Annotated in this window: 13 protein-coding genes; 6 read left to right on the forward strand and 7 right to left on the reverse strand. The window is 70.4% G+C overall.

Annotation, left to right across the window (positions count from 1 at the left end):
- Window positions 1–28 precede the first annotated feature (28 nt).
- A complete protein-coding gene (locus tag G4D86_RS23005) occupies window positions 29–514 on the forward strand; it encodes a hemerythrin domain-containing protein (RefSeq protein WP_163996141.1) in 486 nt (161 codons plus the stop codon).
- Here G4D86_RS23005 and G4D86_RS23010 read toward each other — a convergent pair whose 3' ends face one another.
- Complete coding sequence (locus G4D86_RS23010) at window positions 515–1,624, reverse strand: MJ1255/VC2487 family glycosyltransferase (RefSeq protein WP_163996142.1); 1,110 nt, start codon at window positions 1,622–1,624, stop codon at window positions 515–517.
- A 71-nt stretch (window positions 1,625–1,695) separates the two neighbouring features.
- Between G4D86_RS23010 and G4D86_RS23015 the strand changes: the two genes are divergently transcribed.
- The gene (locus G4D86_RS23015) at window positions 1,696–1,983 is read left to right on the forward strand and encodes a hypothetical protein (RefSeq protein WP_163996143.1); all 288 of its coding nucleotides are present in this window, start codon (window positions 1,696–1,698) and stop codon (window positions 1,981–1,983) included.
- Window positions 1,984–2,087: 104 nt separating this feature from the next.
- Entirely contained in the window at window positions 2,088–2,993 is a 906-nt protein-coding gene (locus G4D86_RS23020; RefSeq protein ID WP_163996144.1) for a LysR family transcriptional regulator, read from the forward strand.
- Between the two features lie 4 nt (window positions 2,994–2,997).
- Here the strand turns inward: G4D86_RS23020 and rsmB are convergent, their stop codons facing one another.
- The 4 genes from rsmB to G4D86_RS23040 are packed head-to-tail and all read right to left on the reverse strand — an operon-like array spanning window position 2,998 to window position 6,828.
- Complete coding sequence (gene rsmB, locus G4D86_RS23025) at window positions 2,998–4,314, reverse strand: 16S rRNA (cytosine(967)-C(5))-methyltransferase RsmB (protein ID WP_163996145.1); 1,317 nt, start codon at window positions 4,312–4,314, stop codon at window positions 2,998–3,000.
- Complete coding sequence (locus G4D86_RS23030; RefSeq protein ID WP_163996146.1) at window positions 4,311–5,231, reverse strand: type II 3-dehydroquinate dehydratase; 921 nt, start codon at window positions 5,229–5,231, stop codon at window positions 4,311–4,313. Before G4D86_RS23030 ends, rsmB begins: the two co-directional genes overlap by 4 nt.
- Window positions 5,232–5,278: 47 nt before the next feature.
- A complete protein-coding gene (gene fmt / locus G4D86_RS23035; RefSeq protein WP_163996147.1) occupies window positions 5,279–6,217 on the reverse strand; it encodes a methionyl-tRNA formyltransferase in 939 nt (312 codons plus the stop codon).
- A gap of 29 nt (window positions 6,218–6,246) precedes the next feature.
- Complete coding sequence (locus G4D86_RS23040) at window positions 6,247–6,828, reverse strand: signal protein (RefSeq protein WP_205519693.1); 582 nt, start codon at window positions 6,826–6,828, stop codon at window positions 6,247–6,249.
- 103 nt (window positions 6,829–6,931) lie between these two features.
- Here G4D86_RS23040 and G4D86_RS23045 point away from each other — a divergent pair, with 103 nt between their 5' ends.
- Window positions 6,932–8,527: a HEAT repeat domain-containing protein gene (locus G4D86_RS23045; protein WP_163996149.1), complete on the forward strand. Its 1,596-nt coding sequence runs from the start codon at window positions 6,932–6,934 to the stop codon at window positions 8,525–8,527.
- A gap of 6 nt (window positions 8,528–8,533) precedes the next feature.
- On the opposite strand, the gene G4D86_RS23050 is transcribed toward G4D86_RS23045, so the two are convergent.
- Together G4D86_RS23050 and G4D86_RS23055 are read right to left on the reverse strand one after the other, a co-directional pair.
- Window positions 8,534–10,651 (reverse strand): FUSC family protein, encoded by a 2,118-nt coding sequence (locus G4D86_RS23050; protein WP_240360423.1) that lies wholly within the window; start codon window positions 10,649–10,651, stop codon window positions 8,534–8,536.
- A complete protein-coding gene (locus tag G4D86_RS23055) occupies window positions 10,648–11,346 on the reverse strand; it encodes a dienelactone hydrolase family protein (protein ID WP_163996150.1) in 699 nt (232 codons plus the stop codon). Before G4D86_RS23055 ends, G4D86_RS23050 begins: the two co-directional genes overlap by 4 nt.
- Window positions 11,347–11,628: 282 nt before the next feature.
- Between G4D86_RS23055 and G4D86_RS23060 the strand changes: the two genes are divergently transcribed.
- Both G4D86_RS23060 and G4D86_RS23065 read left to right on the forward strand, forming a co-directional pair.
- Window positions 11,629–12,192, forward strand: coding sequence for a DUF6992 family protein (locus G4D86_RS23060; RefSeq protein WP_163996151.1), 564 nt, complete (start codon window positions 11,629–11,631; stop codon window positions 12,190–12,192).
- A gap of 209 nt (window positions 12,193–12,401) precedes the next feature.
- Entirely contained in the window at window positions 12,402–16,868 is a 4,467-nt protein-coding gene (locus tag G4D86_RS23065) for a hypothetical protein (RefSeq protein ID WP_163996152.1), read from the forward strand.
- Window positions 16,869–16,895: the final 27 nt, after the last annotated feature.

Raw genomic sequence — 16,895 nt, forward strand, 5'->3', positions numbered from 1 at the left:
CCCACCTCGAACCCGATTGGAGCCACGAATGAATGCCATTGACCTGCTGAAGCAGCAGCATCGCGAAGTCGACGTGCTGTTCGAACGCGCCTCCCGGGCAAAGCCGGGCGAGAAGGTGAGCCTGCTCGGCCAGCTCGCCGAGAAGCTCACCCTCCACGCGCGCATCGAAGAGCAGCACTTCTATCCCTTCGCCCGGAGCAAGGGCATCCAGGACATGGTGGACCACTCCCTCCAGGAGCACGCGGAGGCCAAGCGGCTCATCGCGAACCTGCTCCAGTCCAAGCGCAATGACCCGAGGCTGGACTCGGAGCTGCAGAAGCTCCAGCAGTCCGTGCAGCAACACGTGAAGGAAGAGGAGGAGAAGCTCTTCCCCCGCCTGTCCGGCGTCGCGACGGCGGAGGAGCTGGACGGGCTGGGCGACACCCTCCAGCAGTCCGCCGACGAGCTGTCGAACCAGGAGCTGCTGCAGATGGCGGAGAACGAGGGCGCCGCCCTGCCGCCGGTGCAGTCCTAGTCAGTCCTTCGCGTCCATCTCCGCGCGCTCCATGGCCCAGTGGCCGCGGTGCTCGTACGCCAGGGCGAGCTGCTCGCGCAGGGCGGCCAGCATCTTCGTGTTGCCCTCCTGCTCGTAGCCCTTGAGGGCTTCCTGGCACCGGGGGACGCGCTGGAGGAACTCCTTCAGCGCGTCCACGGAGAGCTCCTTCACGTACATCCCGTACCCGAGCTTCTCCAGGTACAGCGCGTTGATGATCTGCTCGAACTGGCCCACCAGCGGGATGCTGAGCACCGGCTTGCGCAGGTACACCGCCTCGCTCATCAGCGTGTAGCCGCCGCTGGCCACCACGCCGCGCGACGTGCGCAAATCGTCGATGAAGCCCTTCTCGCTGAAGGGCCGGTAGGTAAGGTTGCCGTCCCGCAGGTCTTCGGAAATATCCCGGCGCAGCCCGTACACGCGGCAGGGGATGCCCGCGGCCTTGAGGATGTCCGGCAGCGCCGTGTTCGTCGTCGACGTCTGGTACACGAGCAGGTGCTCGCCCGGCTCCGACTTCGCCTCCAGGATTTCCGGCCGCAGAATCGACGGCGCCAGCGTGGTGCGGCGCTTGCGCACCGGCGGGTAGAAGAACGTGGTGACGAGGTAGTGGAAGGCGCCCGGCAGCTTCGCCTTCACGATGGCGCGCGAGGTCTCGAAGCTGTCCTCGTACCCGGCCAGCAGCTCCGGCTCGTGCTGACAGCGGTTGATGACCTGCATGTTGTCCACGCTGATGACGGGCAGCCGGTGCGTCTTCGCGAACAGGTAGCTGAAGGACTCGAAGTCGCTGACCACGACGTCCGGTTTGAAGTCATCCACCAGGTCGAAGTACTGACGGATGTTCTGCGGCAGGCCCTTCAAGGCGCCCGACACGTTCTGCAGCACCGTCTGCCACTTCTTCACCGAGTTGCCCTCGTACGCCAGCGTCAGGCCCCAGATGCCGTGCACGTTCTGGAAGCGCTTCTTCAGGTAGTCCTGGGCCCGCCCGGAGACGACGATGTGGACCTCGTGCTCCTTGGTGAGCTCCTCGAGCAGCACGCGCGAGCGCGTCGCATGGCCCATGCCTTCGCCGACGACACCGTAGAGGATTCGCATGGCCCGGCAGCATACGCGGGCAACCCCCTCTCCGTTGAGCCCGCCCCCTCCCCGGGGCTATAGCGGCCCCCATGCCCTCCCCTCCGGAGCCCCAACCTCCACGGCGTTCGTCTGTCGGCCGCTCGGCCGCGCTGGGGCTGTGCGGCGGCCTGCTGCTCGGAGGACTCGGCCTGCTGGCCGCGGGCCTGCGCTCCCTCTTCACCGCCGTGGACTGCGCCAGCCTGTCCGGCCCCGAGTGCGAATTGCTCCAGCATGCCACCCGTGAGATTGGCCGCATGCAGACGCTCAGCGGTGGGGCGCTCACCGCCCTCGGCGCGTCCCTCTTCGTGCTGCTGCGCCCGCGTCCTCCCGCGCCCTGAACGACCGGGCAGGCCCGGGCCCGGTAAGGTCATTTCGAGGCGCCAGGTAGGCAAGCTAATTATTTCTGGCCTAATCATTAGATTTAGGAGTAGGAGGCGACCTTATGCAGCTCGAATCCCTGAAGATGTTCTGCGACGTGGTCGAGACGGGTTCGTTCTCCCGCGCGGCGCAGCTCAACCATGTGACGCAGTCGGCGGTGAGCCAGCAGATTCGCGCGCTGGAGACCCGCTATGAGCAGAAGTTGCTCTCCCGCAGCGCGCGGCAGGTGACGCCGACGCCCGCGGGCGAGCGGCTGTTCCGCGGGTGCAAGGAAATCCTCGCCCGCTTCGCGGAGGTGGAGCAGGAGATCCGCGAGCAGGCCACCGAGGTGGCCGGCACCAGCACCGTGTCCACCATCTACTCGGTGGGTCTGCACGAGCTGAACGCCGTGCAGAAGGTGCTGCTCAAGGCGCACCCGAAGGTCAACATGCGCCTGAACTACCGGCGCAACGACCAGGTGTACGACGACGTGATTCTGGGCGCGGCGGAGATTGGCATCGTCGCGTACCCGCAGCCGCGCGCGGGCGTGGACATCCTCCCGTTCCGCGACGACAAGCTGGCGGTGGTCTGCGCGCCCAACCACCCCTTCGCCACCAAGCAGAAGGTGAGCCTCACCGCGCTGTCCGGCGTGCCCTTCATCGCCTTCGACCGCGAGGCCCCCACGCGCAAGGCGCTGGACCGCCTCTTCCGCGAGAAGAACATCGACATCAACCCGGTGATGGAGATGGACAACGTGGAGACCATCAAGCGGGCGGTGGAGATGGGCCTGGGCGTCGCCATCCTTCCCATCTCCACGTCCCAGAGCGAGGTGAAGGGCGGCTCGCTGGTGGCCAAGCCCTTCGCCGAGGGGCCCGTGTCGCGCCCCATCGGCCTGCTCATCCGCAAGGGCAAGTACCTGGACCGCGCGTCCGCCGCGGTGCTGGAGGCCTTCAAGGCCGCCGCCAACCTGCCCTCCACCGACGAGGCGTGACGCCTCAGTAGAGCTTCCGGAGGCGCGCGGCGAAGAACCCGTCGAAGCCCTCCGGTCCCGGCAGCGTGCGCAGGTACGCCTGCATCAGCGGCAGCTTGAGCCCGGGCAGCACCGGCGGCTCCGCCGTCCACTCCGGGTGGCTGCGCAGGAACATCTCCACCTGGTCCTGCGCCTCCTGCGCCTCCACGGTGCACACCGCGTACACCAGCAGGCCCCCGCCGGGCACCGCCTCCTGGCAGTTCTCCAGGATGCGCCGCTGCAGCGTGGCCAGCCGCGAGAGGTCCTCCTCCTTGCGGCGGTAGCGCAGCTCCGGGTGGCGGCGCAGCGTGCCCAGCCCGGAGCACGGCGCGTCCACGAGGACGGCGTGGAACTCGCCCCACTCTTGAGGGAAGGGCTCCGCCGCGTCGTGCGCGTACGCCTTCAGCCGTCCGGAGAGGCCCAGGCGCTTCGCCTCGGCGTCAATCTTGCGGAGCTTGTTCGCGTGGAGGTCCACCGCCACCACCTCGTGCTCCTGCGCCAGGTGGCAGGCCTTTCCGCCCGGCGCGGCGCACGCGTCCAGCACGCGCGCGGACTCCGGAATCGCGCCGTAGACGCCGACGAGCTGGGCGGCCTCGTCCTGCACCTGCCAGAGCCCCTCCGCGTAGCCGTACAGGTCTTCAATGCGGCCCACCGGCGGCAGGATGATGCCCACCGGCGACACCGTGGTGGCCTTCGCGTCCACGCCCGCTTCCTGGAACTGGGCGAGCAGCGCGTCGCGCGTCACCTTCGCGGTGTTGGCGCGCACCACCACCGCGGGGGACTGGTTGTTCGCCACCAGCATGGCCTCGGCGCGCTCGCGGCCGAACTGGCGCATCCAGCGCTCCACCAGCCAGCGCGGGTGGCTCTCGCGCACGGACAGGTGCTCCACCACGTCCGACGCCGGAGGCAGCGGCGGCCCCGGCAGCTCCGCCAGCTTGCGCAGGATTGCGTTGGTGAAGCCCGTCGCGCGCGCGAGGCCCACTTCCTTGAGGGCCTGCACCGTCTCCGCCACCGCGGCGCGCGCGGGCACGCGGGTGTGGAAGATTTGATAGGCGCCGATGCGCAGCGCCGCCAGCACCTTGTCCTCCAGCGCGTCCAGCTTGCGGTCGGCGAAGCGGGTGATGGCGTAGTCCAGCGCGAGCTGCCGGCGAGTGCTGCCGTAGGCCAGCTCGGTGACGAGCGCGGCGTCGCGCGGGTCCTTCGGCGGGGACTCGGACAGCAGCGTGTCCAGCACCACGTTGAGGTACGCGTCCGTCGCGCGCACGCGCGAGAGGACGTTGATGGCCAGTGCGCGCGCGTTCATCCTTCGTCCAACCGGGTCAGTAGGTCCACGAGCTGCTCATCCGAGAGCCGCGACGCGGGCAACGTGGAGAGGGTGAGGCTCTGGAGGCTCTCCTCCAGCAACTCGCGGTGCCCGCTCTCGGCGGGAGCGCCGCGCTGCACGGCCTGGTACTGCGTGCGCGCCCAGGCGGCCAGCTCGGCCGGGGTGAGCTTCCCCGCCAGCCGGTCGGAAATCTTCTGCCGCACCAGCGCCCGCGTGAGCAGGTCCGACGCGGGCGTGGAGGACTTCGAGCCTCGTCCCAGCGTCTTCCCCGGGCGGGACTCCTCGGCCTCCTCCTTCGCGGGGGCCAGCTTGCGGCCCAGCGTCTTCGTGGAACCGCCGGCCTCCGCGGCGCGGGCCAGTGACTTCGCGGTCGACCCCACGGACTTCACCAGCGACATCGGCACGGGCTTCGCCGCGGACGCGGCCTTCGAGGGCGCCTCGTCCTTCTTCCTTCCGAGCGTCTTCTTCGGCCCCTCCTGCCCCGGCGTGAAGACGCCGCTGGAGAAGGTCTCCAGCGCCTGCAGGTACGGCTCGAAGCCGCCCTGCGTGCCGTGCACCTGGAGGACGCACGCCTCGCCCACCACGGACTCGCGGGCCGGCGGACGCAACAGGACTTCAATCGCGGGCACGCCCACCGCCTCCAGCCCTTCCTTCAGCGCGTACGAGCCGAAGAGGCCGGCGGGGTTGATGAGGATGCCGTCCACCTCCTCGCGCTCGGCGGCGAGCGTGTCCAGCAACACGCCCTCGTGGTTGGACTGGACCACCTTCAGCTCCAGCTCCAACTCCTTCGCTCGCGCCTTCAGCGCGGCGTCCAGGTCCGACAGCCGTCCTCCGGACGTACCCTCGCGCACGCCGAGGAGATTCAGGTTCGGCCCGTGCAGCACCAGCAGTCTCATGCCCATCCCCGCTTGCCCTTGTTCACGTTCAACACCGCTGTGCCTCGCTAGCTCGCGCTGAAGGGAAAGGTGCCCGGCGCCAGCTTGTGTCCCGACAGGAAGTCCGCCGCGCTCATCACCCGCTTGCCCTCCGGCTGGAGCTCCAGCAGCACGAGCGAGCCCTCGCCGCATGCCACCTCGATGCCGTCCACGTTGGCCGCGAGCACCGCGCCGGGCGCGCCCGTGCTGCCGGCCGCCCGGACCTTGTGAATCTTGAGCAGCTTGCCGCCCAGCGTCGTGAAGGCGCCGGGCCACGGGGTGAAGGCGCGCAGGCGCCGCTCCAGCTCCACCGCCGGCTTCGTGAAGTCCAGGCGGCCCTGGTCCTTGTCGATGATGGGCGCCAGCACCATGCCCTCGGACGGCTGCGGCACGGGCTTCAGCTCCCCGCTGAGATACTTCGGCAGGAACTCGCGCAGCACCTCGCCCCCGAGCGCCGCCAGCTTCACGTGCAGCGAGGCGCTCGTCTCGTCCGCTGGAATCGGCAGCCGCTTCATCGCCAGCACCGGCCCGGTGTCCAGGCCCTCGTCCATCACCATCAGCGACACGCCCGTCTCCGTGTCACCGTGGGCAATGGCCCATTGAATCGGCGCGGCGCCCCGGAAGCGCGGCAGCAGCGAGGCGTGGACGTTGACGCAGCCCTTGGGCGGCAGCTCCAGGATGTCCTTGGGAAGGATGCGCCCGTACGCGGTGACGACGCAGATGTCCGGGTTGAACTTGCGCAGCTCCTCGGCGAACGGCGGCGTGCGCAGCTTCACCGGCTGCAGCACGGGCACGCCGCGCGACAGGGCCAGCTCCTTCACCGGCGGCGCGGACAGCGTGTTGCCGCGGCCCTTGGGCTTGTCCGGCTGGGTGACGACGGCCACCACGTCGCCCAGCTCGAAGCAGGCGGCGAGCGACGACACGGCGAACTCCGGCGTGCCCATGAAGATGATGCGGGGTCGGCTCATAGCGATTGCGCTTCTCCTGGGCCGGCGACTCAGGCCACGGACTTGAAGGTGCCCCCGGTGGGATTGTCCACCGCCTGACGCTTGCGGGTGTGTAGGGCGGTCAGCGTGTCCAGCGCCGCACGGGCCTCCGGGGTGGTGGCCGTACCCTTGAGGGCGTCCAGCGCGGACTCCAGGGCGTGCGCCTCTTCCGCCTCGCGCTGGCGGATGCGGTCGAACGCCTCGGTGAAGCGCTCGAAGAAGCGCTTCAACTCGTCGCCCTTGCGCAGGGGCCGCAGCCGGGGATAGCGCCCCGCGGCGAGCGCCGCCACGTAGAGGCTCATCACGTGCACCGGTCCGGCGACCCGGTGGGTGAAGAGCAGGCCGAACAGCCCCAGCGCCACGGCCGTGCCCACCGTCCCCAGCCCCGTGAGCCACAGCAGCGACTCGCCGCCGTCCAGGCCCGAGGCGACGGCGGACACGTGGATGCGGTGCGCCAACAACCCGAAGACGAGGATGCTCCCCGCGCCAATGCCGGCCAGCAGGGTGATGTACTTGAGCTGGAACTCGCGGTCGAGGATGTACGTCCGGCGGGCGTACGTGGGGCGCGTCGACTTCTGGGGTTCGTCGGCCATGTCGTTGACCAGCGTACCCCAGGAGACCTGGGTGGTTTGCTTCCTTCGTGCCAGGAGGTTTACACGGAAGACAGGACAAACCCGCAGACGCAAAGGAGACCGCATGTTCCGCTCCCTCGCCGCGTTGTGTGTCGCGCTCTCGTTCCTCACGCTTGGAGGTTGTAAGGGCGACCCGGCAACTCCGGAGTACTGGGGGTCGAACATCCAGCAGTCGCGGCGTCCGGAAGACCGCATCCGCATGGTGGAGGCGCTGCGCTCGTCGGGGAAGATGAATGAGGCCTTCCTGCCCATGCTGCACGAGCACCTCGCGAGCGAGAAGAAGCCCGAGGTGCGGGCGGCGCTGGCGCGGGCCCTGGGCGACCTGAAGTCCACCGACTCGGTGGAGCCGCTGAAGGCGGCGCTGGACCCCGCCGCCGCGGACATGTCCTCGCAGCTCGCCAACAAGGCCATGGTGACGACGCTGGGCGCCATTGGCGACGTGCGCGCGGTCCCCGCGCTGGTGCCGCTGCTGCGCGCCAAGGACAACTACACGCGCATCGAGGCCGTGCAGGTGCTGGGGGCGATGAAGGCGAAGGAGGCCGTGGAGCCGCTCATCGCGCTGGCCACCGACGAAACCGTGGAGCCCTTCCTCAACAAGAAGGCCATTGAAGCGCTGGGCAACATCGGCGACCCGCGCGCGGCGCCGGCGCTGGTGCGGATGCTGACCAAGGAGCGCAAGGGCAAGTCCTTCTACGTGGAGAGCTCCTTCGCGCTGTTCCAGCTGGGCCAGCCCGCCGCGGACGCGCTGCTGCCCGCCCTGGAGGGTCGGGACGCGGAGCTGCTGAAGTGGGCGCAGTCCAACGGCGTCAACCCCGCCAGCTACCCGATGAAGGCGGCGACGGTGCTGGGCGACCTGCGCGAGAAGCGCGCGGTGGGGGCGCTGATGAAGCAGCTGTCCTTCACGCACTCGGACGCGCAGATTCAAGCGCTGGTGCGGATGCAGGCCGCGGACGCGCTGGCGCGCATGCGCGCGGCGGATGCGGTGAAGCCGCTGTCGGCCATGCTGATGGAGACGGACCCCACGGTGCGCGACGCCTACGTGCGCGCCCTCACGCGGCTGGGCGGGCGTGACGCGCTGCCGGCGCTGGAGAAGGCCGCGGGCACGGGTGACTTCGACACGCGCGAAATCGCGGTACGCGGCCTGGCCATGCTGGGTGACGGGCGTGATTTGCCGCTGCTGCAGAAGCTCATCGCCGCCGAGCCGGCGCGCACCACGGCCGACTGCAAGAAGACGGGCGAGGAGGGCTGCGACAACCCGGCCGCGCTGGGCAAGAAGCGCGCGGACCAACTGGCCCGCTACACGAAGCTGCTGGAGGCGGCGCAGGCGTGCACGGGCAACGTGGGCTGCTGGGCGCAGCGCCTGGACAAGGCGGACCCGCTGATGCTGGAGCGCGCGGCGCTGGAGGTGGGCCGCTCCGGCTCGGCCGACCACGCGGCGGCCCTGGCCGCGCGGCTGGGCGAGCGCAACGCCGAGTCGCGCATGGCGCTCATCCTCGCGGTGGGCTGGCTGCTGGAGGACTCGAAGGACGCCGCGGCGAAGGTGCGCGACGGGGCGCTGCCGGCCCTGCGCAAGCAGCTCCAGGACGAGCAGGGCATGACCCAGTTCGCCAGCGTCAACGAGGACCTGCGCCGGCTGGTGGCGCGCATCGACCGCATCTGAAGCGGCTCACGTGAGCAGCGCCGGCGGCAGGCGCTGCGCCGCGTGGTGCAGCACGGAGAGCTGGCGGACCAGCCGCTCCCCCTGGGTGCGGGACAGCGCGTCCCCCTCCAGGGGCGGGGCTTCCGGAGGCAGCGGCGCCGGGGCCCGGCGCTGCTCCACCGCCGAGGCCACCTCGTCCAGCACGGCGGTGGTGTAGCGCGCCACGGGCTCCAGGTCCGGGGCGCCGGGCCCGCGCCCGCCGGTGGACAGCGCCGTCACCGCCGACGTCAGGCGCCGCGCGTAGGTGAGCAGGGCCATGACGGGCTCGAGCTGCTGCGCGGGCCCCTTCCACTCGGAGAGCACCCGCTGGAACGACGCCTCCGCGGAGAGCAGCGCCAGGCCCATGCGCCGCCGGGCCTCGCGCACGGCGGGCTCGGCGTCGGAGCGCGCGGCGGCCACCTGGCACAGGTAGTCGCGGTCCGCGCGCAGCGCGGTGGCCACCTGCTCGGGGAAGCGCAGGTGCTCCGGACTGGGCCACAACAGCCGCGCGCAGACGAGCGCGAGCACGCCCCCCAGCAGCGTGTTGACGATGCGCACCCCGGCCAGGTCCCAGTCGCCGGACTGGAGCTCGGAGAGCAGCACGATGGCGGGCGTGAGCAGCACCTGGAACGCGGGCAGGCTGAGGGGCTGCACGCTCATCGCGACGGCGAACAGCACCATGATGGCCACCAGGATGACCACCGGGTCCTTCACCAGCGCGACGAGCCCCGCCGCCAGGGCCGCGCCCAGCAGGGTGCCCGCCACGCGCTGCAGGCTGCGCTGGAGCGTGAGCCCCGAGTACGGCTGGAGGACGATGATGACGGTGATGATGACCCAGTAGCCGTGGTCCAGCCCCAGCCCCCGCACGAGCGCGGTGGCGAGCGCCGCGGAGACGCCCAGCCGCAGCGCGTGGCGGAAGATGACCGAGCCCGGGTTGAGATTCTCCCGCAGGGGCTCCAGCAGCGAGGGTGAGGGAGCCGCCTCGGAGCGGGGCCCCAGCGGGAGCGCCTCCGGCACCGGCTTCCCGTCCTCCAGTCTCGCGGCCACGTCGAGGACCGCCACGGTGTACTCGTGCAGGCGGCACAGCAGCGCGTGCGTGTGGGCGTAGGCGGCGCGGGCCGGCTCGGGGAGCGGCGCCTCGGCCTCGAGCATCTCCAGGGCATGGCGCACCCGCTCCGGCCCACAGGCCTTTCGCGCGTGCACGTCCTCGCCCTTCTCCAGGGCCAGGGAGACGCGCCGCAGGCCGGTGGCCAGCTCCGCCAGGGCGCGCTGCACCTCGGCGCGCAGGGCCAGGTAGCGGGGCTCGCGCGGCGCCATCTCCAGCGTCTCCGTCAGGGCGACGAGCAGCGGCACCAGCGCGTCTGCACCCTCGCGCAGCACGAGCAGGTGCTCACCCCGCCCGCTCTCCCCCACCCGGCTGCGCCGCGTGGCGGCGAGGACGGAGCTGGCGGTCTCCAGGGACTGGCGGATGCGCGGCTCCCACGGCACCGCGGGCACCGTGAGCGCGGTGGCCGCCGGGCCTTCCAGGGGCCAGCGCCCCACCTCGTCCGCGCGCTCCGCGAGCACGTCGTAGCAGCGGGCGATAGACAGACGCGCGGGCCGGTACGGGCGCAGGGGCCACAACAGCAGAGAGAGCAGCATGGCCCACACGCCGCCCACCATGAAGAGGCCGGAGCGGGCCAGCGCATCGGAGAAGTCGTGCGCGGGGAGCGACAGCGACACCACGGAGTAATTGGCGAGCACCACGCCCAGGAAGCCGGGCGTGTCGCCGTAAGAGCGAGCAAAGCCACACGCCGACACCCAGCCCAGCGTGAGCGCGACGGCGGCCCAGGCCGGAAGGTGCGCGGCGGAGACGAGCCCCACCCCCGCGCCCAGCAGCGTCATGGCCCCCATCGCCAGCGCCCTGTCGCGGTAGGGCCCGCCCCGGTCGACGAGGGTGACGAAGAGGCCCGCCAGGCCCACCCACGTGGCCGCGGGCAGGTGCAGCGTGGCGGCCACCGCCATGGGGACACCGACGGCGAGCGCGGCGCGCAGCCCCGCGCCGATGGCGGGCCGGGCGGGCTCGATGTGGAGGAAGGACTGGAGCTGGCGCCGCAGGGGACTCATGGGGCGGAGGGCTCACCCGTCCATTCCAGGACTCCGGGCCCGGCGGCGGCGCGGAAGCAGTCGGAGAACCAGGCCGAGGCCAAACGCGCGGCCGCGACGAGCGGGGCGTCCTCGGGGAAGCCCCGGGTGGCGCCCTCCACGAACCGCAGGGCCTTGCGCCCCTTCAGCGCGTCGAACACGCGGCGGTTGAGCGAGACACGGTCCGCGTCGTCGCCCGCGGCGAGGAGCAGCGTGGGGGCGCGCACGTCGTGGAGGAGCTCGCCGGCCATGTCGGGCCGCCCCCCGAAGGTGACGACGGCCTGGACACCGCGAGGCTGGTGCGCGGCGGCCACGAGCGCGGCGGCGGAGCCCAGGCCCGAGCCGAGATAGCCCACGGGCAGCAATGACAGCGAGTCATCACGCTGGAGCCAGTCGCGGGCGACCTCCAGCCGGTGGGCGACGAGCTCCACGTTGGAGCCCTCGCGCAGCGTCCACTCCTCGGCCATTTCCTCATCGGCCGTGCGGAGCCCCAGCTTCAGCGTGGCCAGCCCCGAGGCGTGGAGGATGCGGGTGACGTGGCTGCTCCGGCGGCCGTCCTGGCCGGCGCCATCCGTGGCGAGCACCACGAGGCCCGAGGAGCGCTCGGGCACGGAGAGCTGTCCTCCCAACAGTCGCCCGGCGACACCAATCTCCACGTCACGGTCGTGTACGCGCATCGACCCTCCTCCCGACGCGGGCACCGCGTGTGCCCGGACCTGTCCCGTGAAGGTGGTGTCCACCGGCGCTCCCGGCTGGGGCCCCCTCCCCGGGTGCATGGAGAGCGAGCGGCCGTGCGCCTCGTGGGACGCTCGCCACGGGCCACGGAGGGACCAACGCCCGGAGCCCCGTCCCGCCATGCGAGCGAATGGCGGGAGGTCGGAGCCCAGCCACCAGGACAGGTGCCGGGGCCCGGCGCCGTGGTCATTGGCTTGGAGATGACCCGCTTCCGGTGACCGCGAATGCTCTCCTTCTACTGGCCCCCGCCGTCGAGAACGTGGTCGCTGCTCAAGTCTCCCACGGGGCTCACCGAGACACCTTCGCCAGAACTTCGAGCCATCAACGTCGAGCGCCTGCGCGAGGACCGCATGGCGGTGGACGGACTCGCCACGACGTGCCTGCTGAGCGTGGCGGTGGGTGCCTTCGAAGCGCTCCGGGCGAGGCGTGCGCGCGCTCGCGCCTTTCACGTGACGAGCGTGGGCGTGCACCTGTTCATCCTCGGCACCTCGGTGGCGAGCCGCGCGGCCCTGGAGGTCCAGGCCCCGGCGACCCTGGGAACCCAGTACAGCATCCAACGTGGAGCACGGATGCTGCGCCTGCTGAGCGCGGGCATCGCCTCCGACGTGGGAGCGGTGCTGGCCGGGGCCCTCGCGCTCCGGGCATCGCGGCGGAGCAGCGAAACGCTCGCGGGCGCCGGCACGTCCCTGGTGCTGCATGGCGCGATGCTGCTGTTCATCGACACCGCGCTCTTCCTGCGCAATGCCTATCACCAGCGCCGGGTGCTCCAGAGCGTTGGCGGCCCCTGAGCGCCACGTCTTCCTCTTCCTCACTCCTTGGGAAAACCGGCCGGCATGAATCTCCGGCCGGACCGGGAAGATGTGGACTCCGCACCGTTCAGTCTGGACCCCGCTCCATTTCTCGGGGCGGCCACCGCCATTCCAGCCTGAAGCGCCCCTGCGGGCGCGGAGCCCGGGAGCCACGCGCAAGCGTGCGCTCCACGGGAGGAGTCTGCTCGATGTGTCGTCTGAATCTGTGGTGTCTCGCGGTCCTGTGTGCGCTGACCGCATGCGGTGGAATTCCCGAGGAAGAAGCGCTGGCCGAGGACGCGCTCGCGTCGGCCGAGCAGGCCACGCTCGGCGCCTGTGACGAGACGGGGCTGGCGTGGGAGTCCGCCGGAGACCTCTCCAACGTGTGCGCGGTGCCGTGGCAGTACGGGCTCGACTGCAACAAGTCGGGGAGCACCAGCGCCTGCGGCGCGAGCACGGGCTTCCAGCAGAAGACCTGCTACATCTACCCCACGTGCCGGCTCCCCGCGTTCGGCGTCGAGAGCCGGGCGACGAAGGCGTTCTCGCAGACCGTGACCTCCTGCGCCGCCTACACGACGGAGGAGTGCCGCCCGAAGCCGACGACGCCTGACATCGAGCTCTGCACCACTGTCACCCGCTACAACTGCGAGCCCAAGTGCCTCGCCGCGGCCCAGGCGAAGAAGGACACCCTGCCGACGGCGGACCGCAACCTCGTCAGCATCTTGACCCACAGCTCGAACAGCGAGTCCACCACGTCGTCCAGCTCCTGCTCGTACACGCTGAGCAACTGGCCCACGTACAACCTCAAGGCGGATGCCACGTGCGGCGCCGCCACGAGCTCGTACTCGTGCGACGACCCTTCCAAGCCCATCTACCCGACGTGCCGCAACAACAGCTTCGGCGACGATGTCGTCTCGGCCTGCAACGCGAACCCCCTGTTCGCCGCGGCCGGCACCACGCTGGGCACCGTGAAGCAGGCCGCGGTCACCAAATGGGGGGCGATGCTCCCGAAGAACTTCGAGACCAATCCCCTCTACGTGCAGCAGCCCATGTGCCGCACGTGTGACCAGCTCGTGCTCAACGCCCAGAGCGGGCAGACGCAGGTCACCGCCAAGTACGAATGCCTGGTGCAGGGCCTGGCCGCGGGGCTTCCCGCCGAAGCCGGAGGCGCGCAGCTGCGCACCGAGGTCGTGTCCCGCCTGAAGCTGCTCTTCGAGCTGCACGGCCACCACATGACGCCCGCCCAGGTGCTGTTCGTGCGTGGCCTGTACCAGTCCGACCCGGCGGCGAACTCGAGCTGCAGCGCGCCCTTCGTGCCCCCCACCGTCTCCCGCTGCGGGACGAACCTGGCCCCCCTCAACGCGGCGATGGACGTCTGCACGCGACTGTCGTCGGCGCACGTGCCCGGCGCCTCCGCCCGCTCGCAGATGGCATACTGCGTGGGGCTGGCCTCGCAGGTGGCGGCGGTGCCCTCCGGCTCCTCCTGCCAGGGCGAGCAGTACCGCGACAAGTACCACGTCATGTGGCTGAAGCTGTACGAGCGCACGCTCTCGGACATCCGCCGTCAGGACGTCCCCGGTGACACGCTCCAGCGCAAGGTCCCCCACCCGGACGACGTGCGCACGCATCTGAAGTCCATCAGCGACTGGTACGCCACGCAGCAGGCCCAGCTCTTCCCCACCGCGCTCAACAGCCCGGTGCTGATGAAGCAGCTCAGCGAGACGTTCGGAATCTTCTGGAAGGTCGCCTACGAGAACGCGCTGCTGAACGTGAACGGGCTGCCCCTGCATGCAAAGCCCCTCAACGCCGGCCTGCTGGTGGACCAGACGGTGCTCACGGCGACCCTGACGGGCACGCCCGCGATGAGCGGCCCGCCCCTGCTGATGCTGCTGGGGGATGGGTTCAGCGGCCTCTTCGACCGCATGGAGGACTTCAGCTACCTGCACGACCTGGGCTGCCGCTTCAAGGGCTGCGCGGGCGGCACGGTGGACACCGAGACGGCCGAACTGTGGGCGCTCTTCGGTGCCGTTCCCCAGGCCGCGAAGCTCCAGACGGCGGTGGCGAGCGCGAACAAGCTGAGCACGTCCGGCTTCGACCACCACGCCGAGTGGGTGACCGTGTTCGACCTGCTGCGCGTCAACCACGCCACCTTCACCGAGGCGGTGAAGCTGACCACGGGCGCTGCCGTGTACACGCCGGAGCTGCTCGAGGCGGGGCCCGCCGGCGCGCCCGCCCCCATGGTCCGCTGGGCACAGATGGTCGAGAAGGCGGACGCCTACGCGGACAGCTACGCCAAGTCGGGGTTCTTCGTCAGCACCGCTCGCGACACGCTGAAGACGGGCATCGAGGAGTACAAGTCCAACTTCATCAACGACGTGGTGACCACGCGCAAGAGCGCGCTCAACACGGCGCTGAATGAGTACACCCAGAACCGCACCGCCCTCATCACCGAGGTGATGGGCGAGGTGGCCAACGCGGGCAACCAGAAGACCGCGCGGACCTCGCTCGACCGCAAGCTGACGGAGTTCTACGCGCTCCACGCGGACCTCGTCGGCCTGGAGGACAACCTGGCCAGCCAGGAGGCGCAGTTCAGCGACTTCGCGGGGGCCTTCAGCACCACCCTGGAGAACGAGTCCGCGAACCTGGGCACCGACATCCAGCGCGGACCGCTGCAGACGCTCAACGTCAGCGCCGCGGAAGCGCGCTGGTCCCCGGGAGCGACGTTCAACATCGCCACGCTCGGCGTGCACACGGCGCTCGACCAGGTGGGCGGGCCCCCGCCCTTCAGCGTCTCCGCGCTGCGCGGCGAGCTGCTCAACTTCGAGGTGTTCGGAGACTACGCACCGAGCTGCGCGGTCTCCAGCGCGATGCTGCCCAACCCGCACAACGGCACCCCGACGAGCGTGGGCGCCAGTGGCACTGCGGCCCTGACGGGCCCCGGCGGCTACCTGGTCAGCTTCAGCAACAACAGCTACACCACGCACAGCTCCAGCACCTCGGCCTTCCACAAGGAATCCACCGACGACCGGGCCTGCGCGGGCGTCAAGGCCGAGGCGGGGTTCAGCTACTTCGGCAACGGGACGAGCGCCTACGCCATGGCGGAGACGTGCAACACCACCAGCGAGGGTACCGAGCAGTCGACGTCCGAGCAGAACGGCTCCGAGGACCGGACGTCCGCGAACTTCGCCGTGGGCCTGCGCCTGCCGAACACGCCCTTCCCCAACGCGCCGGTGGGCAGCCTGCTGCTGGTGGCAATGAGCCCGGGCACCACGAACCTGGCGGGCATCCGCGAGGTCATGGTGCTGCAGGAGCCTCGCACCTCCGTCGTGGTGAAGGCCAACGCCGACTACTACCTCATGGTCAACGACATGAGCGCCTGCGCGGATGACACCTCGCACCAGCTCACGGTGACGGCCCTGCGGCTGATGCCCACGGGCGTCGCCGCCAAGGCCCTGGGCAACGCCATGGCCACGGTGATGACCGAGGTGCGCGCGCAGACTCCCGCCTTCGTCGACCAGGGCCGGGTGACGAGCAGCGAGCTCGAGGCCCTGCGCGCCCAGGCCCAGTCCCGCCTGCTGTCCGAGTACACGGCCCTGTGTCCGGGGTGCGTGGCCAACCAGCTGCCCGAGGCGTTCCACTCGCTGTTCACCACCTTCGTCTCCAAGGAGCTCGCCCGTCTGGAGCGCCTGGTGCAGATCAAGACGGTGGTGCGCGCCATCGACCTGCAGCTGCTCGACATCAAGGTGCTGGCGGATGACCTCACCGTGGGCGCGGACAAGGCCCGCCTGCTGCGGCTGCTCCCGCTGTGGCGGCTGCGCAACCTGGACGGCGAGGAGCTGCGCGAGAAGGCACGCGCGCTGACGAGCCTCGTCACCGAGTACCTCTATCCGACGATGGACCTGCGCCACCCCAGCTCGCTCGCGCCGCTCAAGGTGCATGCGAACATGGAGGCCCTCGTCCAGGCGGACTGGTCCGACGACTTCGCGGTGCTCTGCACCAAGGCGCTCGCGGCCGTCACCACCATCGAGACCCAGCTGGCCCAGGCCCGCATCAGCGACAAGCTCCCCAAGGAGCTCGCGCTCGCCTTCACCTTCCCCAACCCCGCCTTCAACACGGGGAGCCAGTGGCGCAGCGCCAGCGTCGAGCGCTCCGAGGCCGTGTGGAACAGCATCCTCCAGGGCTCGGGCGAGGTGCGAATCACCCTCACCCCGCAGGACCTCTACAGCGCGGGCGGCGAGGGCGGCGTGCTGCTCTGCAACCACCACATGCCCGTCATCAAGAACCTGGGTGTGCAGGTCCTCCGTCCCTACAGCAGCACCAATGAGGCGGACTCGCAGATTGGTCTGACGGTGCCGGTGCGGTGGGAAGACGTGCTCACCTACCCCGCGGTGGGAGGTCTCAAGCAGTACGTGATGCTCAACCAGGACTTCCTCTTCGGGGCGCCGCACATGCTGTTCGGCTACGACGCCAACGTGCTGACGCTCTTCGGGCAGGACCTCAACCAGCCCTTCGCGACCATCGCCGGCAACGGCCTGTCTCCCTTCGGCACCTTCACCATCGACCTGGGCAACGCGAACCCCAATCTGTTCGCCGAGGCCTCCGCGCTGGTCATCACGATGAAGGTGGATGCGCTCGAGCTCGCCAGCTCCGTCTCGGGCGTCCCGGCCTGTCAGTAGTTCCTATCGACTCGTCTCAACCCATCA

The sequence above is a fragment of the Pyxidicoccus caerfyrddinensis genome (genome assembly GCF_010894405.1).
GTDB lineage: Bacteria > Myxococcota > Myxococcia > Myxococcales > Myxococcaceae > Myxococcus > Myxococcus caerfyrddinensis.